This window comes from Bacillus sp. YH3-2-B2 (genome assembly GCF_053663335.1).
Genome location: NZ_JBSJQE010000004.1, coordinates 371,427 through 392,193, shown reverse-complemented (window position 1 = coordinate 392,193; position 20,767 = coordinate 371,427). Strand labels below are relative to the sequence as shown.

The window sequence follows — 20,767 nt, the reverse complement described above, 5'->3', positions numbered from 1 at the left end:
ACAAAAAAAGAGTGAGTTTTTCTCTCACTCTTCGGCGTTTTTATGAACGTTTTATATTGACTGAGGTCACGACAAACTTGTCATGACGGTGGCGGGAAAATGAATATTCAAAGGGAGTGCCGTTGTCCAAAAAGCCTACATGCTCGACTTCAAGTATCGGGTCATCCGGCCGGCAGCCGAGATATTGCTGATCCATGTCATCCGACTTGCACGCTCTGATTTTTCTGTGTGAGCCTGCGATTTTGAGCTGCAGTTCCCGCGTAATATGATCGTAGATGGAATGGTTGAGCACCTCGTCATTAATGCCGGGTATAAGGCTCGCCGGCATGTATGTTTTTTCAAGAACGTACGGTTCGCCTTCAACAATTCTGAGCCTCACTACATAATAGACGGGAGTCTTTTCATCGATGGCCAAATGTGCGGCGACATCTTGAGACGGAAACTGCACTTCAAACCGGATGACCTTGCTCTTGATATTTTTGCCTTTTAACAAATTGCTCAAGCCGAGAATTTCGTTGCTGACTACGTGAACGTGCTCATCCTGCATGGCTGATTGGATGATAAATGTGCCGTGCCCTCTTTTTCTGAAAAGCATCCCTTCAGCCGCAAGTGTATCAAGCGCCCGCTTCATCGTCATCCGGCTGCACCCGAACTCCGCAGCGAGCGTCTTTTCATCCGGGATCGGCTGATCTATGTCATATACACTGCTTTTAATCCTCTTTCTCATTTCGTTGGCGATTTTTTCGTACTTATTCATCGGTTTCCTCCGGCTGTGTAATGTTTGATCTGTATAGACTCCTTACGGTTATCATAAATTTTTTTCCCTGCTTCATCAATGACGTTACAGCCGCCGATATTGAAATTGAAAGGATTTCCTCGAATTTTCTATGGAATCTCCCTCACTATTATGGTAGAATTTTTTGCAGAAACGGACACAACCGAATATTGCAATATATTGTATAACCTCAATGATATGGTTTGAGGGTGTCTACCAGGAACCGTAAAATCCTGATTACAAAAATTGTCCCGTACACTTTTTGTAATCAGGATTTTTTATTTTCTAAAAAATAAAAAAAGGAGTATCTGTACATGAATTTCAAAGTATTTCTGCTTGCAGCATCTACCATCGCAGTCGGATTGGTTGAATTAATTGTGGGCGGTATTCTTCCGCAAATCGCTTCCGACTTAGATATATCCATTGTCAGCGCGGGGCAGCTGATCAGCGTGTTTGCGCTCGGTTACGCGGTATCCGGCCCGCTGCTTTTGGCAGTGACGGCAAAGGCTGAACGAAAGCGGCTTTATTTAATTGCACTGTTTATTTTCTTCCTAAGTAATCTGGTCGCTTATTTCAGTCCCAATTTCGCCGTTCTTATGGTGTCACGGGTGCTCGCTTCCATGAGCACAGGGCTGATTGTCGTCCTTTCTTTAACGATTGCTCCTAAAATCGTGGCGCCTGAATACAGAGCGCGGGCGATCGGCATCATTTTCATGGGGTTCAGCTCCGCAATCGCTTTAGGCGTGCCTGTCGGCATTATCATCAGCAATGCCTTCGGATGGCGTGTTCTGTTCTTGGGAATCGGCGTATTATCTCTCATTTCCATGCTGATTATCAGCGTCTTTTTCGAAAAAATACCTGCTGAAAAAATGATTCCGTTTCGTGAGCAGATCAAGACGATCGGGACCGCCAAAATTGCCAGCGCACACCTTGTCACCTTGTTTACATTGGCGGGGCATTACACACTTTATGCCTACTTTGCGCCTTTTTTGGAAAGAACGCTTCATTTGAGTTCCGTTTGGGTCAGTGTATGCTACTTTTTGTTCGGTCTGTCAGCGGTATGCGGCGGCCCGTTCGGAGGCTGGCTGTATGACCGTTTAGGAGCATTTAAAAGCATCATGCTTGTGACCGTTTCTTTCGCTCTGATCCTGTTTATTCTTCCGCTGACAACGGTTTCTTTAATCATTTTCCTGCCTGCGATGGTGATCTGGGGATTGCTCAGCTGGAGCCTTGCGCCGGCGCAGCAAAGCTATTTAATCAAAATTGCGCCTGAGTCTTCCGATATTCAGCAAAGCTTCAACACGTCCGCTTTGCAGATCGGCATCGCGCTCGGGTCAGCCATCGGCGGCGGCGTAATCGGACAAACCGGTTCTGTCACAGCAACAGCCTGGTGCGGCGGTTTGATTGTCATTATCGCTGTCGCTTTAGCTGTATTCTCTTTAACGAGACCTGCCTTGAAAAGAAAATCCGCATAAATGTGAGACCGCAAAAAAGCCAAAGGAGTTCCTTCGGCTTTGGCGGTCTTTTTATTTTGCGGCAGCAAGCTCGTCTTCTGTCACCCATTTATGATTGGTTACTTTTTGGCCGCCGTCAGTCGGTGTATAGTCGACCATATAAACGGTTGTCTTTTTGGCTGAATCAATAACGGCTTCGGCACCCTTCATGCCTTTCATATGGGATGCCTCGATCACGGCCTTGTCACCCGGTTTTAACGTTTTATCACCGGCGCCCTTCAGCTCTTCCTGAATGACCCATTTGTGATCTTCGACGCGCTTTCCTCCCGTTTCCGGAGTGTAAGATACACTGTAAACCGTTGTATCATAAGCACCTTTTACGGTTCCTTGCGCATTTTTCATGCCTTTCATATGAGAAGCTAAAATCATGACGTCACTGCCGACTTTATAAGTCGGATTTTCGGCTTTCTTTAAACCTTTCGGCACCTCGGATGAACCTGAGTGATTCATGTCTTCGTGAGAGTGCGTTTCTTTGTCTTTCGCTTTTTCGCTTCCTCCTGAAGATTGACCGTTGCATCCGGCAAGCGCCAGAACGGGGATCAGGAGAAACATGCTGAATAAAAATAGTCTCGCTTTCATTTCAAGAACTCCTTTGCCTTTTTAATTTTTCATTTTCCCTTTCGTTTCTTCGGTAAAACAAAAGAATGGCCTGTCATTTCTCCTAATTCTTCAACTCTCTCTTTATTGCCTTTTATCAGGTGAAATTGTTCACAAAATGTACACATTAATAGAGATGCAGTATAATTCAATTATCAGATAATAGGGGGAACTCATCATGAAAACGAAGGTTTTTGCGGTGGTATTGGGCGCTGTTTTAATGATTGCGGGGTTGGTTTTGGCAGAAGTTTCGCTTTATATGGAATACATCACAATGGTCGGAGCTATGATTTTTTCTTCTATATTTATGTCAGAGCCGAAAAGAAAATTTCGCGTCATCAAAGGGGTTTGACTTTTCTATTACCGCCGTCTTCTCAGGACGGCGGTTTTGTTTTGCATGTCAGTCAGTCTATCCGCAAAGCCGTTTCTTCTGTGCCGTCCTGATATAAAACGAAATGCGGGGCAGTTTGTGCTTTATCACCTGCAAATTCAATTTCAAGCGGCAGCGCCCTGACAAAATAACGGGTTTCCGTCATTGGGAATAATTCGAATGGTGTCTGCCCGTCTATTGCAAGATACAATCGGTTTTCTTTTACCGTCACCGATGCATGTGTGTCATCCTGAAATGAGTAATTGCCGGTAAATCTGCTGTAAATCGCAGGATCGATATCTGCTTTTTTCTGATCCGCCGGACGTTTCGGAATCACGTACGGCTGATCAAATAAGATGTTTACGGCCGCGGCAATCACAGCTTGTTCAAATTGATACGATTGTTCCATATTGCTGAGATAAATCAGTGTTTTGTTCTGGTCAATATACCGGATCATCAGAGTTGAATAGCCCGGCCAGCCTCCGTCGTGACTGATAACCTTTCCTTTTTGGGGGCTGTTTTGAATCATCCAGCCAAATCCGTATCCGAATTGCTCTTCTTCATTCCAATAGCCCGGTGTAAACGCTTGATCTTTAGACTCTTTGCCGATGATTTCTTCCTTATAAAGAGCCTGATCAAACAGATATAAATCTCTAATAGTGGAGTTAACGGTTCCGTCACCTTGAATCCCGTCAAGAAAGACGACATAATCGGTTTCCTCAAGTTCATCCGGCAGCACATATTCTCCGGAATGAACATCATACACATAGCCATATGCATAGTTCGGAATGTTTTCTTTACTCAGCCTTCTGTTATAAATCCGCGTATCGTGCATACGAAGCGGATGAAATACGGCTTGTTTCATAAATTCAGCAAAACTCATGCCCGATACAATTTCTATAATAACCGCTAACACCGCATACCCCGTATTACTGTAAAGCCAATCCTTGCCCGGCGGGAAATAAGCATCCGGTTTATGCTGCTTAAGCATATCGATCACATCTTGATTAACGGCAATTCTGTCCCGGTCCCAATGTGTTAAAAATAACTCCATATAGTCCGGCAAGCCTGACGTATGATGGAGTAAATGCCGAATGGTAATGCCCGGATAAGGAAAATCAGGAAGCCACCGCTCTATCATATCGTCATAACGCAGCTTCCCTTGCTGCTCTAAAATGATAACGCCTAAAGCTGTAAACGGCTTCGATACTGAGGCCAATTCAAAGACCGATTGGTCATTCAGCATCCTCTTTGTTTTCAGTTCCGCAGCGCCGAATGAACCCTGATATAAGATGCGGCCGTTTTCCGCTGCCAATACAGCTCCGTTTATTTCATGTCTTCCGTCTAAAGTGCTGAAAAGCTGTTCAAAAGCTTGTTTTTTCTTATCGTTCATTTCACGAACCTCCATATACAAGCTGATTTACTCTTTTATACGAACAGCCGCTTTAGAAGTTTCAATATTTTTCCTTACTGGAACACCAGTCGATATACAGCCGTTTCAGCCACGGAAGTTTGATGAAGGTCTTTTATTCGCACAATACTGTGCAGGCTTCGAACTCAACATGCTTCTCGTCTTTTTTTGCACCGGCAATTTCCATAGTCGAAAACATCGCACAGACGACGGCTTTGTATTCGTTCATGACGGTTTGAATTTCAATCAGAAACCGTTCGGATGAAGCCGCGTATTCCGTTACGTATTCTTTCATTTTGCCGATAATATCATCTGCCTGACGGATGAAGCCGGCCGCCTCCAAGTCACTCTCAAACTGGTTTTTGTTGATCATATGAATATACATTTTTCAAGGCCCCTTTCAGCAGCGTTTTGTGGTTATATCCACTGTAAAGGACAGGCTTGGATAAACTTTTAATAAAATATGAACAAAATATGAATTGGCTCATCGGCCTGACCGGCGGGCTTTCGGCTGTGCTCCGTTTCATTTGGACTACCTGAAATAATGACTTCTTTACTCTATGAAAAACAGCTCATATATGATCTAATACCAGTAAAATGAACGTTAGGAGGCGGCCTATGTCAGCAGCAGGAAATCGGCAAAAATTTTGGGTCATGGCGATGCTTATAGCGGTCTTTGCCGTGTTTGTTTTCTCTTTTTCTGAGAATCATTCACAAAAGAACTGGCACACGGCGGTTGACCAGGCGTCAGTGAATGTCTTCGGCCAGCAGATCTTTGAAAAAGACCGTCTGGCAAAAACACTCGACGCACGTGAGGCAGAATCTCTTCTGACTCTTGTGAAACTTGCAAATGAAGAACATCACATCATCTAAAAGCCATTATAAAAAGCCTGTTTCCCTTTGGCAGAGGAAACAGGCTTTTTCCATGTATTATTGAGCATGTTTTTGTTCAATAAACCGGTCGATCCGGGCCAGAACATCTTCCATGTCCATACATTCTTTAAAGCTTTCATTAATGGCTTGAATGCCTTGTTTGTATTTTCCGTTATGCAGCACTTCTTCCGCGGCAAGCTTTACCTTTTCAGCGCTCACTTCATCTTTTTGCACTGTATAGCCTGCATCCAATTCAGTCAGGCGGCGCGCAACCATCGGCTGGTCTTTATCATGCGGAATAACGACCAGCGGCACTTGATAATGAATGCCTTCATTTACACTGTTCATTCCGCCATGCGTGACAAACACGTCGGCCTGCTCCAGCACTTCAAGCTGCGGCACGTACGGGGCGATGATAAAGTTTTCCGGCGCCTGTTTGATTTTCGACAGATCGGCTTTTTCCCCGGCGGCAATGACTACTTTTCCTTCAAAATCTGAGAACGCGTCTATGCACAGATTGAAAAACGCTTCCGTGTCCCCGAGCACCGTTCCCATTGAGATATAAATGACTTTTTCATTCTTTAATGAGTCAATCGGGAAGTCGACGCGCCCTTTTCTCTTCGGAAAACTCGGACCGATAAATAAATACTCATCTCCGAATGTCTCACTTTCGGGCTGAAAATATCTGCTTGTATAGACGACGTTCAATTCACCTGTGTTGTTCATAAATTGAACCATGCTGTCAGGGGCGACACCGTATTTGTCTTTCATCTCGGCCAACAGCTCTTCACATTCCCTGTCCGGCTGAAACGGCACGCCCGATTCCGGATGGAGCGGCAGTATTTTCAGACGGTCTTCATTGAACAGGAAGGATGCTGAAGAAGAGATGCCGGGAATGTTGAGATAATCCCGCACCAGCTCTCCCGCACCGAATTTATCATAATAGACGGCGTCGAATTGAATGTCCTCTGCCAGCCGCTGCACAATATGTAAAATCTCCAGTGACGTTTTGATATGAACCTTTAAAAATGCAAGTATGCCGGACGGACTGCCGGGATCAATGGGTGTCATTCTGAGCAGATCGCTGTGAAGGTGAACTTTCGCTCCTACTCCTTCCAGTCTGCTTTTGTATTTTTCCGTTGAGATATAATGAACGTGATCGCCCCGTTCGCTGAAGGCCTTTGTCATACCCAAAGTCGGGTTTACGTGTCCTTCTGCGGGAAAATTGATCATCAGAATATGTTTCGCCATTTTTCAAACTCCTTTGCCTTTTTTGCGTCTCTTCCATATCCATCATAAATGACACGGAAAAAATCATGCAAGGAACATCCGTCAGGTCTTTATGACGGTTCGATGACATCGGCAAAAAAAAGACAAGGCTTTTCACCTTGTCTATCGTGATGATTCGTCTGTTTCTCCCGCTTTGAGCACGCCTTTCAGATGTTCTTCATCATGCTTGAGATGCTCCGTCATATATTGCACGGCTTTTGTTTTGTCGCCCTTTTTTATTTCTTCAAAGACTTTCCGGTGCTCATGCAGGATAACCTCCGCACGGTCATCTCCTTTAAAATTAAGAACTCTGCAAAAATGAATCAGCACATTGACATGCTCAAGCAGCATGGCCAGCCGGCTGTTGCGGCTGAAATCCACAAGAAGCCGATGAAACGACTCGTTTAAGGAAATAATCTCAGTCTCTTTGACGCCTTTATTGATGGCTTCTTCCGTCTCCCGCAGCTGTTTTTCAATGAGGTCAATTTCACTCTCAGCCGCTTCATCAATAACCAGTTCGACCGCCAGTGATTCAAGTGACATTCTGATTTGATAAATCTCTTCAACATCCTTAACGGACAAAGAATAAATGACAAAGCCGTTTCGATCGTCTGCTGTCAGAAGCCCGTCCTTTTCAAGGAGCCGCATGGCTTCTCTGACCGGCGACCGGCTGACTCCGAAATCCTTAGCCAGCTGAGTCTCATTCAGCCGTTCACCCGGTTTAAAAATCCCGTCAAATATCATTTTTTTCAATTGGGAATAAAATTGCAGATAATACGGGATTGGCTTATCTAATTTAAAATTATCCATCTTTCCTACCTCTTCATACAATTTAGGCCTTATTGTTACCAAGATCATATAACAGTTTATCTATGGAAGCAACATTCCCGAGCTTGTCAGCATAACGGAGGTGCCGTAATATGGAAGTATAGTTGGTCGAGGGTATTCCGTAAACCGAAAACAATTCATTCGGAGGTGACGGAAACATGAAGACATACTAGATTGTCAGCATACCGGGGGACGGTGTGGGGAAAGAAACAGTTCCGCAAGCGGAACGGGTGTTGAACGCGATCGCCGAATTACATGGAGGCATTGCCTTTGATTTCACTTCTTTTCCGTGGAGCTGCGAGTATTATTTGGAGCACGGGAATATGATGCCGGATGATGGATGAGAAACGTTACAGCACTTTGATGCTTTGTTTTTGGGAGCGGCGGGGACTGCCCATCAAGATACGCCGGGAACCACATCCCCGATTTTGATCTGTTAATCGTCCGGGAAGGTGAGTACAGCTCTGTCGGCAGCAGCATCTATCAGGGTGAAGATGAAATCGCCATTCAATACGCGATCTTTTCCCGGCAGAGTACGGAATGAGTGATCTGTTTTCGAACCGGCAGCGTTCGGCTGGGGTTTTGACAAAGAAATATTACAATTTTTTCAAGAGATAGAGAGAGAAAATTGTATGTCAAGACGCAGCAGGGGAACTGCAAGGAAACGGTAACCCCTCCTTTAATTGTGGTGAAAAAAGAGGATATACCTACAAGACAGGTCGATTGAAGACGGTCTATTGGCATCTTATATCCGCAAATATGTCTTTACACAAAAAAGTTAGAGAGGTAAAAAATATGAAAAAAATATTTTACTTTTTTTTGATATTATATATAATTATAGTATTATTACTTAATTCTGTATTTGACTTGAGTAATGTATTATTAACTGTTTTGTTTGCTATATTCGTTGGTGCATTAGTGATTTATAGCATTGCGAAACGGAGTAAAGGTGATGAGAGAAAAAAGTGTTAAAGAAGGTTACTAAATTATTTATAGCGGGGTGTATTCTCGCTACTGTGTTGTCTGCTTTCGCTCCAAGTTCTGAAGCAGCTTGTCGACGGACAAATCTTGGGACTCAGTGTGATAATGATGTTCTTCTTAAAAAAAGGGTAAAGGTTTATTACACAAAAAATCAGGTAAAAAAAGTGGTTTCTAGATATAACAGCATGGGGTCTAATAAAGGGCTTATTCTCGGTTATATTATTGGGTTGGTACACCCTTCTACTGGTTTAAGTGTTTTAATGTATCAAGTAGGAGCTAATAATATGATTAAGCCTTTTAAAACTGCTAATTCTAAGAAAAAGGGTTTAGAGATTTCTTACACGGTTACCGTTTATAAGTGGTCAAATGCATCTACTAAGGTATCTGGAGTAAAATATAAATATAGATAAGACTAAGTAATACATAATGAGCAGGCGATGGCCTGCTTTTTTTATTACAAGAGAAATGTGCAAAATGAAAAAGGAAAACTGAAGTGGAAATCGATCTGCATGGGATCCTGTGTGATGATGCGTTCCTAGCGTGAGTCAACGGTATGCGGATTGCAGGGAGGATTAAGGAGTTGACTCACTCAGTCAGCATTCAAACAAACTTGTTTCAATCGGCGGAAACACGTCACAAGCGCGACGAAATCAAACGGTATTGTTCACTCGATGCCGTTCTGGGATGACATCTTTAAAGAGGTCAGCCGGGAGTACGCCGGGATTGAGACGGATTCCCAGCACATCGATGCACTGGCGGCCTTCTTTGTCACGCAGCCGGAACGCTTTGATGTCATTGTCGCTTCGAATCTGTTCGGAGATGTGCTGACAGATATCGGCGCGGCGATTATGGGAAGCGTCGGAATCGCTCCCGCAGCCAACATCAATGTAAACGGCAAATATCCTTCCATGTTTGAGCCTGTTCACGGCTCCGCCCCGGATATTGTCGGAAAAGGAATTGCCAATCCTATAGGCCAAATATGGACGGCGAAATTAATGCTCGATTCATTCGGAGAAGAGGAACTGGGCCATCTCCTCTTACAATCTATTGAAACGGTCACAAACAGCGGCATTCTGACTCCTGATGCCGGCGGAAAGCATTCAACGGAGGACGCCCCATCCGCCATTATTTCTTAAATCAAGAACAGATAAGACGAAAAAACCGCGGGCAGGAAAACTGCACAGCGGTTTTTTCGTCTCAGACGGGACGGAGCGCGCAGAAACAGGCCGATTCACCTGTGAAGCCCGCAATACGGCCTGATTGATCCTTTTTTACAGAAAAAAACCGCTGTATATCACGAGGAGCATCCAGCATCTGTTTTTCCAGCAATGCGGCTTTCTCTTCAGTCAGGCCTGCCCGTTCACACCAGACGGTAAATTGAAATGGTTTCAAAAAGCAGACAGCGGATTCCATCCGGAAGCCGGCTGTCTCCAGAAAACGAAGCCATTCTGTTTTTTTCCACGCCCGAAAGTGGCTCTGATCCCGTTTCTTTTCAATGTCATTATAAAAATGATCATATTCATCCTTTTCAGGTGCGGTATTGTCAATGAGAAGCAGTCTGCCGCCCGGTTTGACAACCCGAAACGCTTCATGAACAAAGGCTCTGACATCGGGAAAATGATGCGCCGCGATTCTGCATGTGACGATATCGAAAGCAGCATCGGAAAACGGCATCTTTTCAGCATCGCCTTTTTCGAATGACACGTTCGTCCATCCGTTTCCGGTTATAAATGCTTCAGCGGCTGCTAACATTTCTTCCGTGAGGTCATATGCGATAACAGAGCGTACGAGAGGAGCGAGAGCGTTAGCCGTATGTCCGCCTCCCGTCGCGATATCCAGCACGTCCATATGCTTTTCGGCACCGGAAGCTGAAATGAGATACGCCAAATCCTCTCCTGCGGCGTGTCCGGGACTAGTCACATATTTCGCGGCGTTTTTGGCGAATTGCCGCTGCGCCTGCTGTTTAATTGAATCCTCCATTATACTTGGGCCCCCTTTTTTTCCTGCTTGCTGCCTTAATCAAAATAAACGGGTTCGTCCGGATGTTTGAGATATGCAAACATCTTTTCAATCTGACTTTCCGTATTGCGGGCTTCAGATAGCGGCGGCAGCTCCGTTTCCGCAAAAAAGCCGGCCGCGCTTGTTTCCGTTCCCTCCCTGAGCCGGCCGCCGATGATCTCGCATTTGATAAACACTTTGTAAACGTGGGCGGCGGACGGCGGATGGGAATGGCATTTCTTATCCATTACAGCTAACAGTTTAACGGGCTTTACGTCGATTCCCGACTCCTCTTTTACTTCTTTGACAGCGGTCTCGCCCGGTGAAATCCCGATATCAGCCCATCCGCCCGGCAGCGCCCATCTGCCGTCGCTTTTCTCTCTTACCATTAATATACTCTGATCTTTAAAAACTGCCGCTCTGATATCAACTTTCGGAGTGGGATAGCCCGTGTCACCGGCGAATACGTCTTTGATGATCCTTTTGTCGATGCCGGTATGATGCGCCATGATATCCACGCTTATTTTTCTTATTTCTTCAAATCTCTCAATATCATATATGTCTTTGGAATAAGCCAGCCCCGCTTGCGCCGCGGATTGAAGCTGTTTTGCCCATTCAAGCCATTTTGGCTCCATTTTTTCACCGCCTTATGTTAATTGACGAAACCCCGAATTGCACCTTGAGAGTACCGGTGCCCATGATCCGTTTCTGCTCCTTGTTTTCTGTTTATGGCGGAGCGAATCCTGCCGGGAAATCAGAAAAAGCCATTCATTTGCTGAATGGCTTTTTTTCATTTTCTATTTTTCTTTCATGACGAGAACGACGCCTGAAACAATAAGGGCCGCCCCGATCCAGAAGGTTCCTCCGATCGTCTCTCCCAGCAGCAGCCAGCCGAGCAATGTCCCGGAAAGCGGCTGAAAGAAGAAAAACAGACCGCCGCTTGCCGCATTCAGCAATTGCAATCCGCGATTCCAAAGCATGAACGCGCAGGCGGTTGAGATCACACCCAGATATAAAAGTCCGCCCCATATCTCAGGCCGGGCAAGCTGAGACAAAGGAATCTCCCGAAGCGGGCCCGCTGTAAACGGGGTCAGGATGACAAATGCGACGCAAATGGAATACGTTGTGACGACAAGCGGTGAGTAATGGCCGGGAACCCGTTTCATCAGCACGGACATCAAAGCCCATGTCAGCGCCGCAGCCAGAAGCGAGAGACCGCCGAACTGGCTCGACATATTGAGATCTCCGTTCCCCACAATGAGCAATACTCCGATCGTCGCCAGCCCTGTCGATATTCCTTTTTTCAGCGTTAACCGTTCTTTCAAAATCAGCCGGGCAAATACAACCATAAATGCGGGAGTGGATGCCGTAATAATCGCACCCATCTGCGCGGTTGATAATTTCGTGCCGATTTCCTGCGTGACGATCGAAATCGTGTTGCCGATCAATCCGATCGCAGCGATCAGTAATAAATCACGTTTATGAACTTTCCAGGATTGGCGTGTAAATAAACTGAGAATCAAAAGCGAAAAAAGCGCCACCGCATATCTCAGCCATACCAGTTCAAGCGGCGGAATGACCGCTACCACTACTTTAACGACGACATACATACCGCCCCAGATACTGGCGGCCAATGCCAAATAAATCGAACCGAACAATGTATTTTTCAATTTGATGCACCCTCCGTTATCATATTAGGTCACGTCATATGCCCTAACGGAGAGAAGCGCAGTCACTTTCCTCCATTAAGGGCGGAGAAGTGCTGCCGGTACATCATGTTCAAATAAGGGTGCTAGAAACATATCGTTTTTCACCTCAATTGCAATCTGATTTTTCTCATTATACAAGGTTTGTCAGAAGACGTAAACGAACGGCGGCATCGGCTTTATCGATTGCGGACTTGCAGCTGGATTCTTGTGATCTGATTGTCAAACCCGTCCGCCACAACCTCATCAAGCATATATTCTTCATATGCATAATCGCCCATTTCCAGCCCATACTCTTCAATAAACTGCATGATGCTGCGGTAAGCCGCTTCCGCTTCATCCCCTATTTGGTACCCGACGGCATAAAGCCCTTTCGGCTTGATATGGAGGTCTCTATTCTCTATGCCTTCTTCTGTCTTCATATAAAAATGGGTGTAGTTGTAGAATTCTTTTTTCAGAATCTGCTCCCGCGCAAACAGTCCGCCGACCGGATGCCCCTGATCGAGTTCATGTACCCGCATATAGCGGATCAATTCGGAAATGGCCGCAGTGTATTGCCGTTCTGGCAAATGGAGTACGGGTCGTCCTATCATAAGTGTCTCTTCATCTAATCGCTGCAATGAGACGGAGGAGAAGTCTGTCTCCAAAGCTTGTTCGGTCAGCTTCACCTTTGTCTGAATCATTCTTTGCAGGTGCTCCAGCTTTTTGATTTTGCTTTCGATTTCTGATGATTTCTCTTTTAAAAGCGTGATGATACCCTCAGGGGTTTTGTCTGTTAAGAGCGGTTTGATCTGCTTCAAGGGCACGCCGACCTCCTTAAACAGACCGATAACCTGGAACAGTTCGAATTGATGATAGGAATAGTATCTGTATCCGTTCGCTTTTTTGATTTCCGGAGAAAGCAGGCCGATCTCGTCATAATGGAACAGGGTTTGTTTTTTTACGTGGCACAGTTTTGCAAATTCACCCGTTGTGAAGTATTTTCTGACGTCTTCGCTCATAATGCCTCCTTGACTATACGGTAACCATATCCTTTATGATGATCATTGTATCCGAGAGAAGGCTGATTCACAAATGGCTTACGCAATGAAAGCTTTACCGTCTCAGAAAAAGCAGAAGAGGAGTATCAAGTATGACGATTGAAATCAGAGCAGTCACGGAAGAAAACCGTGCCGATATACTGGCGCTTCATGTAAGGGAAAGCCAGACTTCATTTATTGAAACCGCGGAAGAGTGCTTACAAGATGCTGAGGATTGCCGGCATTATCAGCCGGCCGGTCTTTATGTTAACGGGGAATTAGTCGGCTTTGCCATGTACGGATGGTTTCCGGAATATGATGAGGAAAATGAAAACGGCAGAGTGTGGCTTGACCGTTTTTTTATTGATGAACGTTATCAGGGACGTGGATTGGGCAGGCTGTTGCTTGATGCCCTTATCCGCCATCTCGTTCGAATATATGAGTGCAGACGGATTTATTTAAGTCTGTTTGAAGATAACGTGCACGCATTGCGGCTTTATCAAAAATTCGGCTTCTTATTCAATGGAGAGCTGGACTCAAACGGGGAAAAAGTGATGGTGAAAGAGCTGTAAACCCTCTGTATAAAAGCGATTCGGCTTCTTGCCAATCCCTCAAATTTGAGGTAACATAAAGATAATGGACGACGGTCGACGAACTACGGTCGATTGTTAAAAACCTGATAAAGCGGATCTGAACATGGTGATCAGGCATCTAAATGGAGGAGAAGATTGTGCTTATTATACTCGTTATGTTTCTTCTCGGGATTATTCTCGGGTTTATCGGCGCGGGGGGAGCCGGTTTTGTCATTGCACTTTTAACTATACTGTTTCACGTACCGATTCATACGGCTTTGGGCACCTCCCTCGCCGGAATGGCTTTCACAAGTTTATCGGGGGCTTTCAGCCACTACCGTGAAGGCAATATTCAGATGAAGATCGGCCTCATTGTCGGCGTTTTTGCGGCATTCGGTTCGTTTTTCGGGGCAAGGCTTACTTCCCTTATCCCCGCAGATTTGCTGCATTACTTAACGGCCGGCATGCTGTTTTTATCTGCTCTGCTTATTTTAGTCCGGTTATTTATTGTAAAAGAAACACAAGAAGATTCCGGACGGCAAAGCAACCTGAACATATGGGTGAAAGCCGTTGTACTCGGTATCATCGCAGGAATCTTGTCCGGAACGTTCGGTATCGGCTCTGCCCCTTTTATCCAAATCGGCTTAATGATTCTTTTGCGCTTATCCATCCGCCAGTCGGTCGGCACCACCATGCTTGTCATTATCCCGCTTGCGGTCGGCGGAGGACTCGGTTATGTGACGGAAGGATTTGTCGATTATATGCTGTTGGTCAAAGTGCTGATCGGAACGATGTGCGGCGCATATGTCGGAGCGAAATTCACCAACCTCGTGCCGAAAGTCATTCTGAAATCAGCCATCTTTTTAACACCGGCCATCGCCGGTTTGATGCTTTTATTTTAAACTGAAACGGGAGGCGGCGGCCTCCCGTTTTTTTCTGTTCTTCACCTGTTTTCGAAGAGCTTTTTCAGCTTTGCTTCCGTTTCGGTATGATCTACCGGCGTATACACACTGCAGCGCAGATCACTGTTACCCTGAACCTGAAATGAAGTCAGGTTAAAGACCATTTTTCCCGCCTTCGCATGGCGGAACTCAATTAATACTTCGGGTGCCGAGCTGACTTCGCTCTCATTCCACAGCGTATGAAATTCCGAATACGTTTTCTCCATTTCTTCTATAAACTGAGAATACCACGTATCAGCTACATACTGGCCGTAATACGTTCTGAAAATGGCGATGAATCCTTTCACAAAGTGCTCCCAGTTCACGGCTAAACTTCTTAATTCTTTTCTGGAAAACAATAGCTCTATGAGATTCCGTTTTTCAGGAGGAATTTGTTCAAAATCTAAAAACACGTGAGCCGCGGCCTGATTCCATCCTACGATATGACACCGCCTGTCCGAGATAATGGTGGGACAATAACGGAGCTCCTGCAGGATTTTTGAAAGCGACGGGCTGATAACCGCTTCTTCCTCCGCGGTAAACGGCTGCTTCACGCCCTCCTCAATGGCAAGCGCGTATAAATAATTTCTCTCATCTTTATTGAGCTGCAGCGCATCGGAAACCGCGTCCAACACGGCTGCGGACACTTTAATGTCTCTGCCCTGCTCCAGCCACGTATACCACGTGGTGCTTACGCCGGCTAATTGCGCGACCTCTTCTCTTCGGAGTCCGGGCGTTCTTCTCCGTGTGCCCATCGGCAGCCCGGCCATCTGCGGAGAAATTTTGGCCCGCTGCATTTTTAAAAACTCTGAGAGCGCCTGCAATCTTCCTTCTGGTATCATACCGAATCTCTCCTCTCTTACCCTGGTATTCATTATACTAGGATAATCAACAACTTGTAATAGGATAATTGCAAGTTACAATAAATACATACCGAAGGAGGAATGACCATGAAAAGAGTTGTGATCACCGGAATGGGAGTGATTTCACCTCTCGGCAATGATGTGCATACATTTTGGAAACACCTGACGGAAGGAACATCGGGAATCTCTCTCATCGATTCGTTTGATGTCTCCGGCTCCAAGACAAAAATAGCCGGCACCGTCCGTGATTTTGACGCAGAAGAAAGATGGGGCAGAAAAGAAGCGAGACGGCTTGACCGTTTCAGCCAGTTTGCTTTAGCGGCAGCGGAACAGGCGCTTGAAAGCTCCCGGATTCAGCTCGATCAGATTGACCGTGAACGCCTCGGCGTGTACGTCGGCTCGGGAATCGGCGGCATCACGACTTTGATTGATAACGTTCATACTTTAAATGAACGGGGAGCGCGAAAAGTGAGCCCGAGCCTTGTCCCCATGATGATCTCAAACGCGGCCGCCGCTCAAATCAGCATCAGATTAGGCGCGCTCGGCCCCTCACTTTCGCCCGTCACCGCGTGTTCCATCGGCAATACGTCGATCGGGGAAGCATTCAACGCCATTCGGAATGATGACGCGGATATTATGTTTGCCGGGGGAGCGGAAGCGGCGATTACGAATTTGTCATTAGCCAGCTTCGGCAATGCCCACGCGCTGTCAGCGAGAAACGAAGACCCCGCCGCGGCAAGCCGGCCGTTTGACGCGGATCGCGATGGGTTTGTCATGAGTGAAGGCGCAGGCATCTTAGTATTGGAATCATTGGATAGCGCAATCGGCAGAAATGCCCCGATCCTTTGTGAGGTGCTCGGCTACGGCGCAAGCTCTGACGCGTATCATATGGTGGCCTCCCATCCGGAAGGGACGGGCGCATACCTGGCGATGAAAAACGCTTTGAAAAAGGCGAACGTTTCAGCGAAAGACATTGATGTCGTAAGCGCCCATGCGACAAGCACAAAAGCCGGAGATCTTTCTGAAACATTGGCCATCAAGACATTATTCGGGGAGCTTGCGTATGACATTCCGGTTACGGCCAACAAATCAATGCTCGGCCACATGCTTGGCGCGGCAGGCGGCGTTGAAGCCATCGCTCTGACAGAAAGCCTGAGACACGGCATCATCCCGCCGACGATCAATCTGCAGCACCCTGATTCGGCATGTGATTTGGACTATGTGACAGACGGGCCCCGCCATCAATCGTTAACGATCGGCCTTTCCAACTCATTCGGCTTTGGCGGACATAATTCGGCGATCGTGCTGAAGAAATATGAATAGCGGGCATCAAAAAAAGGAGTGAATCATTTCACTCCTTTTTTGCTTTCTCCGGTTTTGTTGTTAAGGCGAAAAAAGCGATGGAACCGATAACGGATGTCGTGAACATAATTGCCCCCATCGGCACGGCCGTCGCTTCATTCATCCCCACAAGCGGCGACACGATGGAACCGAGAAGAAGCGGAAGCATGCCGAGCAGTGCGCTTGCGCTTCCCGCGCGGTGTCCCTGCTTTTCCATCGCCAATGTAAAGGTGCTTGTCAGCGTCATGCCGATCGTAATCATATAAATAAAAATGGAAATCACCAGTGCCGCCAGCGGCCCGTGAATGATCGTCATGACGAGCAGAACGGCAGTCGCCGTCATCGCTGTAATCACGCCGATTCTCAGCAGGCTTTTTTCGTGAATAATCCCGCCGAAACGGCCGATGATAAAGCTTCCGGTAATGATCGCCAGACCGTTTATGCCGAATAAAACACTGAATACCTGAGGCGATACTCCGTAAATATCCTGATACACAAAAGGCGTTCCGGAGACATACGCAAAGCTCCCGCCGTGAATAAAACCGACCGTCAGCGCATAGCCGATAAATGACCGATCCTTCAGCAGGCTTCCCATTGTCCGCACGGAATTTCCGATGGAGCTCGGAATCCGCTTTTCCGGCGGCAGGGTTTCTGTCAGCTTGAGCGCAATGATGAGAACAAGCAAAAACCCGATAAAGGTTAAAAACAGAAAAATCGTATGCCATGATGCAAACGGAAGCAATAAAATCGCGCCTCCCGTCATCGGCGCCACCATCGGCGCGACGGCGGTAATGACCATCAGCAGCGAGAAAAATTTAGAAAGCTCTCTTCCCGTAAACACATCTCTGACGATTGCCCGGGATAAAACGAGTCCTGCCGAAGCGGTGAATCCTTGAAGAAAACGGGCAATCACCAGTGTTGAAATGTTCGGTGCAAGCGCGCAAAACAGAGAAAACAAAGCAAATAAAAAAATACATAGCAATAACGGTTTTCTTCTTCCCTTCGCGTCACTTAACGGGCCGACAACAACCTGTCCGATTGTCAGTCCGATCAGACAAGCGGTTAAACTGAGCTGGACAAGCGAAGCGCGGGCGCTTAAATCTTCGGCGATTTCAGGGAAGCTCGGCAGATACATATCTATATTGAGCGGCCCCAGTATCGCAAGCATTCCGAGTAGAAAAGCCAGCGCAAGCCGCTCCTTACCGGTCGGATTATGCAGCATATCGTTCCCACCTTTCCTTTGTCAATCTCTCAAAACATTTGTATATTGTATCATAATTTTTTCTTTATTTTTAAAAGTTTTCAAAGGGCATAAAAAAACCAAGGGCTGTAACAGCCCTTGGTCCCGGATCACGCCGTAAAAGGTTTTACGCGTGTTTTTCTTTAAATGCTTTTGCGTATTGATCAGCCGCTATAATGGCGTCCGCCACGTCGTCAGCCGTCACGTCAAAAGCGGCATGAATCGTTTCTTCTTCAATCGTCGCGGCTTCTGCCACTTTCATAATGTCCTCTTTAGATGCGTCTTTCAATTTGATGTCTTCAAGTGTGACAGGCAGCCCCAAGCTGATATAAAACGCGATATACCGCTCAATTTCCTCAAGCGAACGTTTTTCCAGCGCCAATTGAACGAGCGTGCCGAATGCCACTTTTTCACCATGGGTCAAGTGATGGATTTCACCTTCAAGCGCGGTAAATCCGTTATGAATGGCATGCGCCGCAGCTAAGCCGCCGCTTTCAAATCCCAGTCCGCTCAGAAGTGTATTGGCTTCAACCACCGCTTCCAATGCGGGCGTAACGGCTTTCGCTTTCACAGACTCATAAGCGAGACGGCCGTATTTGAATAATACCGCTTCACATTTTTCCGCGATAGCCTCTCCGGCAATTGTCGGAATTCCGCCTGCCATCGTTTTACCGCCATTGGCGATGACACTGCGCGCCTCTATCCACGTCGCCATCGCATCGGCAATCCCTGACGCTAAAAAGCGCGGCGGAGCTTCCGCGACGATTTTCGTATCGACCAGAACCAAGTCAGGATTCTTATGATAAAAACGATAGTTTTCGAACGCGCCTTGTTCAGAATACACGACAGACAGCCCGCTTGTCGGAGCATCCGTTGAAGCGGCCGTCGGCACGATAACGGTGTAGCCGTTTATTTCATCTGATACGGCTTTGGCCGTATCAAGCGTTTTACCGCCGCCGACTCCGATGACAATAGTCGCCCCTGCTTTTTCTGCGATGCCGGCAATTCTTTTCATTTCTTCCTGGGAGGCTTCGCCGTTGAAAACCGCCTCTTCAGAAGAGATATTGCTTTTCTTTAATTCAGCCGTCACCTTGTGACCTGCGATATCCCACACGGTTTTGTCCGCGATGACGACGGCTTTTTCACCAACGCCCTCCAGATGTCCGCCGATTGTTTCAATGGCATTTTTTCCCTGCACGTATTTGGCCGGACTGATAAAAATTCGTTCCAATGTCATCATCCCTTCTTCGTTGTCTCTCATTACATTTCTCTTATTGATAGAGCAGAAATGAAAACTCTTCTGATATCATTCCTCGTTTTGATTTGATTCAAACCTCATATACACTGCTGAAAAATCAATTTTCACGGCATTGACAAGATGTGAAGGTGTCTATATAATCTTCGATATTGAAGCTGATCATTCTTTACTGAATGAACAAACGAGATTGTGAATGATTCGTCTTAAAAATTATTTAGTTCTGCTGGATAATTTTTGAGGCGTTTTTGTTTTTTATATATTTTTGACTGCGGAGGAGGTTTGCATATGAAGAACATTTGCAAGGATATACTGATGATTATGGCCGGAGCCTTTCTTATCGCGGCGTCCGTGGAATTTTTCGTCATCCCGAATCATTTAGGGGACGGCAGCACCGTGGGAATCGCTCTCGTTTTATATTATCTTTTCCATATACCTGCAAGTATTACGACTCTGGTTGTAAATTTGATTTTTATCGGGTTGGCTTATAAATTTTTAACGAAAAAAACGATTTTATTCACGATACTCGGTACGGGAATGACTTCTGTTTTTCTCAGCATCGTCAGCTTTATTCCATTCGGCGTGCACGACATGGTGCTCGGGATCGTATTCGGCGCTCTGCTGATGGGAGCGGGGCTGGCATTGATCTTTATCGCTGACGGATCTACCGGCGGGACCACGCTTTTGGCGTATTTATTGAATTACACAAAGGGCTTTAACATCTCCAAAAGCATGTTTTATATGGATTGTGTCATCATTTTCGCATCCGTTTTAGCGATCGGAATCAATCATATGCTGTATACGTTTATATTCGTTTATCTGTGCGCCAAAATCGTCGATATTGTCATTGAGGGTTTCCATAATAAAAAAGCCCTCACCATTATGTCTGACCAATACGAAGAAATCGCCAAAGCCATCACCTCCGAGTACGGCAACGCGGCGACGATTTTTTACGGATACGGGTATTACGGCAGCAAAGACAAGCGCATTATCTATGTTGTCATTAAAAAGAACGAATTGCTGAAAATCAAAAAACATGTTCAAAAAATTGATCCGAAATCATTTATCGTTATTCATGAAGTAAAAGAAGCTGTCGGAGGGCAATTCGGGTTTACAAACCTGCCCGCCGCCGCAAATGAAAAATAACCGCCTGCAGTGTATAGCTGCAGGCTTTTTTTATCCGGCTCTTCCCCGCTCAAAGGTTTTTTACATCT

At 46.2% G+C, this 20,767-nt stretch carries 21 protein-coding genes, 2 pseudogenes and 1 riboswitch; of the genes and pseudogenes, 10 read left to right on the top strand and 13 right to left on the bottom strand.

Going from position 1 to position 20,767, the window contains the following annotated elements:
* Positions 1-40: 40 nt before the first annotated feature.
* Positions 41-757, bottom strand: a complete 717-nt coding sequence (locus tag ACWJJX_RS16685; RefSeq protein WP_007409298.1) for a GntR family transcriptional regulator — start codon at positions 755-757, stop codon at positions 41-43.
* 178 nt (positions 758-935) lie between these two features.
* Positions 936-1,035, top strand: a riboswitch (purine riboswitch).
* A 54-nt stretch (positions 1,036-1,089) separates the two neighbouring features.
* Here ACWJJX_RS16685 and ACWJJX_RS16680 point away from each other — a divergent pair.
* Complete coding sequence (locus tag ACWJJX_RS16680; protein ID WP_015388619.1) at positions 1,090-2,250, top strand: MFS transporter; 1,161 nt, start codon at positions 1,090-1,092, stop codon at positions 2,248-2,250.
* Positions 2,251-2,301: 51 nt separating this feature from the next.
* On the opposite strand, the gene ACWJJX_RS16675 is transcribed toward ACWJJX_RS16680, so the two are convergent.
* A complete protein-coding gene (locus ACWJJX_RS16675; protein WP_024084955.1) occupies positions 2,302-2,868 on the bottom strand; it encodes a YdhK family protein in 567 nt (188 codons plus the stop codon).
* 196 nt (positions 2,869-3,064) lie between these two features.
* Here ACWJJX_RS16675 and ACWJJX_RS16670 point away from each other — a divergent pair, with 196 nt between their 5' ends.
* Positions 3,065-3,238 (top strand): hypothetical protein, encoded by a 174-nt coding sequence (locus ACWJJX_RS16670; protein WP_003156030.1) that lies wholly within the window; start codon positions 3,065-3,067, stop codon positions 3,236-3,238.
* 52 nt (positions 3,239-3,290) lie between these two features.
* Here the strand turns inward: ACWJJX_RS16670 and ACWJJX_RS16665 are convergent, their stop codons facing one another.
* The gene (locus ACWJJX_RS16665; protein WP_454023126.1) at positions 3,291-4,649 is read right to left on the bottom strand and encodes a serine hydrolase; all 1,359 of its coding nucleotides are present in this window, start codon (positions 4,647-4,649) and stop codon (positions 3,291-3,293) included.
* Positions 4,650-4,782: 133 nt separating this feature from the next.
* Complete coding sequence (locus ACWJJX_RS16660) at positions 4,783-5,052, bottom strand: hypothetical protein (protein WP_070081444.1); 270 nt, start codon at positions 5,050-5,052, stop codon at positions 4,783-4,785.
* Positions 5,053-5,285: 233 nt separating this feature from the next.
* Between ACWJJX_RS16660 and ACWJJX_RS16655 the strand changes: the two genes are divergently transcribed.
* Entirely contained in the window at positions 5,286-5,540 is a 255-nt protein-coding gene (locus ACWJJX_RS16655; protein ID WP_015416933.1) for a hypothetical protein, read from the top strand.
* Positions 5,541-5,597: 57 nt separating this feature from the next.
* On the opposite strand, the gene ACWJJX_RS16650 is transcribed toward ACWJJX_RS16655, so the two are convergent.
* On the bottom strand, positions 5,598-6,791 hold the full coding sequence (locus ACWJJX_RS16650) for a macrolide family glycosyltransferase (RefSeq protein ID WP_070081443.1): 1,194 nt from the start codon (positions 6,789-6,791) through the stop codon (positions 5,598-5,600).
* Positions 6,792-6,932: 141 nt separating this feature from the next.
* Positions 6,933-7,619: a GntR family transcriptional regulator gene (locus ACWJJX_RS16645; protein ID WP_060386780.1), complete on the bottom strand. Its 687-nt coding sequence runs from the start codon at positions 7,617-7,619 to the stop codon at positions 6,933-6,935.
* Between the two features lie 191 nt (positions 7,620-7,810).
* On the opposite strand from ACWJJX_RS16645, the pseudogene ACWJJX_RS16640 reads away from it, so the two are divergent.
* The 3 genes and pseudogenes from ACWJJX_RS16640 to ACWJJX_RS16630 all read left to right on the top strand — a co-directional run.
* Positions 7,811-8,178 (top strand): annotated as a pseudogene (locus ACWJJX_RS16640) (isocitrate/isopropylmalate family dehydrogenase); the annotation flags it as partial.
* 424 nt (positions 8,179-8,602) lie between these two features.
* Positions 8,603-9,028 (top strand): hypothetical protein, encoded by a 426-nt coding sequence (locus ACWJJX_RS16635; RefSeq protein ID WP_020955408.1) that lies wholly within the window; start codon positions 8,603-8,605, stop codon positions 9,026-9,028.
* A gap of 207 nt (positions 9,029-9,235) precedes the next feature.
* Positions 9,236-9,754: pseudogene (locus tag ACWJJX_RS16630) on the top strand (isocitrate/isopropylmalate family dehydrogenase); the annotation flags it as partial.
* A gap of 61 nt (positions 9,755-9,815) precedes the next feature.
* Here ACWJJX_RS16630 and ACWJJX_RS16625 read toward each other — a convergent pair.
* The 4 genes from ACWJJX_RS16625 to ACWJJX_RS16610 form a co-directional block, all read right to left on the bottom strand.
* A complete protein-coding gene (locus ACWJJX_RS16625) occupies positions 9,816-10,598 on the bottom strand; it encodes a class I SAM-dependent methyltransferase (RefSeq protein ID WP_188155771.1) in 783 nt (260 codons plus the stop codon).
* Between the two features lie 35 nt (positions 10,599-10,633).
* Complete coding sequence (locus ACWJJX_RS16620) at positions 10,634-11,251, bottom strand: NUDIX hydrolase (protein WP_060386777.1); 618 nt, start codon at positions 11,249-11,251, stop codon at positions 10,634-10,636.
* A 162-nt stretch (positions 11,252-11,413) separates the two neighbouring features.
* Positions 11,414-12,286, bottom strand: a complete 873-nt coding sequence (locus ACWJJX_RS16615) for a DMT family transporter (protein ID WP_025853708.1) — start codon at positions 12,284-12,286, stop codon at positions 11,414-11,416.
* A 215-nt stretch (positions 12,287-12,501) separates the two neighbouring features.
* A complete protein-coding gene (locus tag ACWJJX_RS16610; RefSeq protein ID WP_003156048.1) occupies positions 12,502-13,323 on the bottom strand; it encodes a MerR family transcriptional regulator in 822 nt (273 codons plus the stop codon).
* Between the two features lie 131 nt (positions 13,324-13,454).
* Between ACWJJX_RS16610 and ACWJJX_RS16605 the strand changes: the two genes are divergently transcribed.
* Positions 13,455-13,913, top strand: coding sequence for a GNAT family N-acetyltransferase (locus ACWJJX_RS16605; protein WP_003156050.1), 459 nt, complete (start codon positions 13,455-13,457; stop codon positions 13,911-13,913).
* Between the two features lie 158 nt (positions 13,914-14,071).
* Positions 14,072-14,815, top strand: a complete 744-nt coding sequence (locus tag ACWJJX_RS16600) for a sulfite exporter TauE/SafE family protein (protein ID WP_044803008.1) — start codon at positions 14,072-14,074, stop codon at positions 14,813-14,815.
* Between the two features lie 41 nt (positions 14,816-14,856).
* On the opposite strand, the gene ACWJJX_RS16595 is transcribed toward ACWJJX_RS16600, so the two are convergent.
* Positions 14,857-15,696, bottom strand: coding sequence for a helix-turn-helix transcriptional regulator (locus ACWJJX_RS16595; protein WP_165409813.1), 840 nt, complete (start codon positions 15,694-15,696; stop codon positions 14,857-14,859).
* Positions 15,697-15,804: 108 nt separating this feature from the next.
* Between ACWJJX_RS16595 and fabF the strand changes: the two genes are divergently transcribed.
* Positions 15,805-17,040, top strand: a complete 1,236-nt coding sequence (fabF, locus tag ACWJJX_RS16590; protein WP_172614481.1) for a beta-ketoacyl-ACP synthase II — start codon at positions 15,805-15,807, stop codon at positions 17,038-17,040.
* 28 nt (positions 17,041-17,068) lie between these two features.
* Here fabF and ACWJJX_RS16585 read toward each other — a convergent pair whose 3' ends face one another.
* Both ACWJJX_RS16585 and ACWJJX_RS16580 read right to left on the bottom strand, forming a co-directional pair.
* Complete coding sequence (locus ACWJJX_RS16585; RefSeq protein ID WP_025853711.1) at positions 17,069-18,280, bottom strand: Bcr/CflA family efflux MFS transporter; 1,212 nt, start codon at positions 18,278-18,280, stop codon at positions 17,069-17,071.
* A gap of 145 nt (positions 18,281-18,425) precedes the next feature.
* Positions 18,426-19,559: a glycerol dehydrogenase gene (locus ACWJJX_RS16580; RefSeq protein WP_014304447.1), complete on the bottom strand. Its 1,134-nt coding sequence runs from the start codon at positions 19,557-19,559 to the stop codon at positions 18,426-18,428.
* Between the two features lie 282 nt (positions 19,560-19,841).
* Between ACWJJX_RS16580 and ACWJJX_RS16575 the strand changes: the two genes are divergently transcribed.
* Positions 19,842-20,699: a YitT family protein gene (locus ACWJJX_RS16575; protein WP_276123259.1), complete on the top strand. Its 858-nt coding sequence runs from the start codon at positions 19,842-19,844 to the stop codon at positions 20,697-20,699.
* Positions 20,700-20,767 lie beyond the last annotated feature (68 nt).

Coding starts and splice junctions, on each gene's coding strand:
- ACWJJX_RS16645 (WP_060386780.1), bottom strand. CDS start 7,619: ATGGATAATTTTAAATTAGATAAGCCAATCCCGTATTATCTGCAATTT.
- ACWJJX_RS16595 (WP_165409813.1), bottom strand. CDS start 15,696: ATGATACCAGAAGGAAGATTGCAGGCGCTCTCAGAGTTTTTAAAAATG.
- ACWJJX_RS16620 (WP_060386777.1), bottom strand. CDS start 11,251: ATGGAGCCAAAATGGCTTGAATGGGCAAAACAGCTTCAATCCGCGGCG.
- ACWJJX_RS16675 (WP_024084955.1), bottom strand. CDS start 2,868: ATGAAAGCGAGACTATTTTTATTCAGCATGTTTCTCCTGATCCCCGTT.
- ACWJJX_RS16665 (WP_454023126.1), bottom strand. CDS start 4,649: ATGAACGATAAGAAAAAACAAGCTTTTGAACAGCTTTTCAGCACTTTA.
- ACWJJX_RS16585 (WP_025853711.1), bottom strand. CDS start 18,280: ATGCTGCATAATCCGACCGGTAAGGAGCGGCTTGCGCTGGCTTTTCTA.
- ACWJJX_RS16650 (WP_070081443.1), bottom strand. CDS start 6,791: ATGGCGAAACATATTCTGATGATCAATTTTCCCGCAGAAGGACACGTA.
- ACWJJX_RS16680 (WP_015388619.1), top strand. CDS start 1,090: ATGAATTTCAAAGTATTTCTGCTTGCAGCATCTACCATCGCAGTCGGA.
- ACWJJX_RS16580 (WP_014304447.1), bottom strand. CDS start 19,559: ATGAGAGACAACGAAGAAGGGATGATGACATTGGAACGAATTTTTATC.
- ACWJJX_RS16685 (WP_007409298.1), bottom strand. CDS start 757: ATGAATAAGTACGAAAAAATCGCCAACGAAATGAGAAAGAGGATTAAA.
- ACWJJX_RS16670 (WP_003156030.1), top strand. CDS start 3,065: ATGAAAACGAAGGTTTTTGCGGTGGTATTGGGCGCTGTTTTAATGATT.
- ACWJJX_RS16655 (WP_015416933.1), top strand. CDS start 5,286: ATGTCAGCAGCAGGAAATCGGCAAAAATTTTGGGTCATGGCGATGCTT.
- ACWJJX_RS16660 (WP_070081444.1), bottom strand. CDS start 5,052: ATGTATATTCATATGATCAACAAAAACCAGTTTGAGAGTGACTTGGAG.
- ACWJJX_RS16625 (WP_188155771.1), bottom strand. CDS start 10,598: ATGGAGGATTCAATTAAACAGCAGGCGCAGCGGCAATTCGCCAAAAAC.
- ACWJJX_RS16610 (WP_003156048.1), bottom strand. CDS start 13,323: ATGAGCGAAGACGTCAGAAAATACTTCACAACGGGTGAATTTGCAAAA.
- fabF (WP_172614481.1), top strand. CDS start 15,805: ATGAAAAGAGTTGTGATCACCGGAATGGGAGTGATTTCACCTCTCGGC.
- ACWJJX_RS16575 (WP_276123259.1), top strand. CDS start 19,842: ATGAAGAACATTTGCAAGGATATACTGATGATTATGGCCGGAGCCTTT.
- ACWJJX_RS16605 (WP_003156050.1), top strand. CDS start 13,455: ATGACGATTGAAATCAGAGCAGTCACGGAAGAAAACCGTGCCGATATA.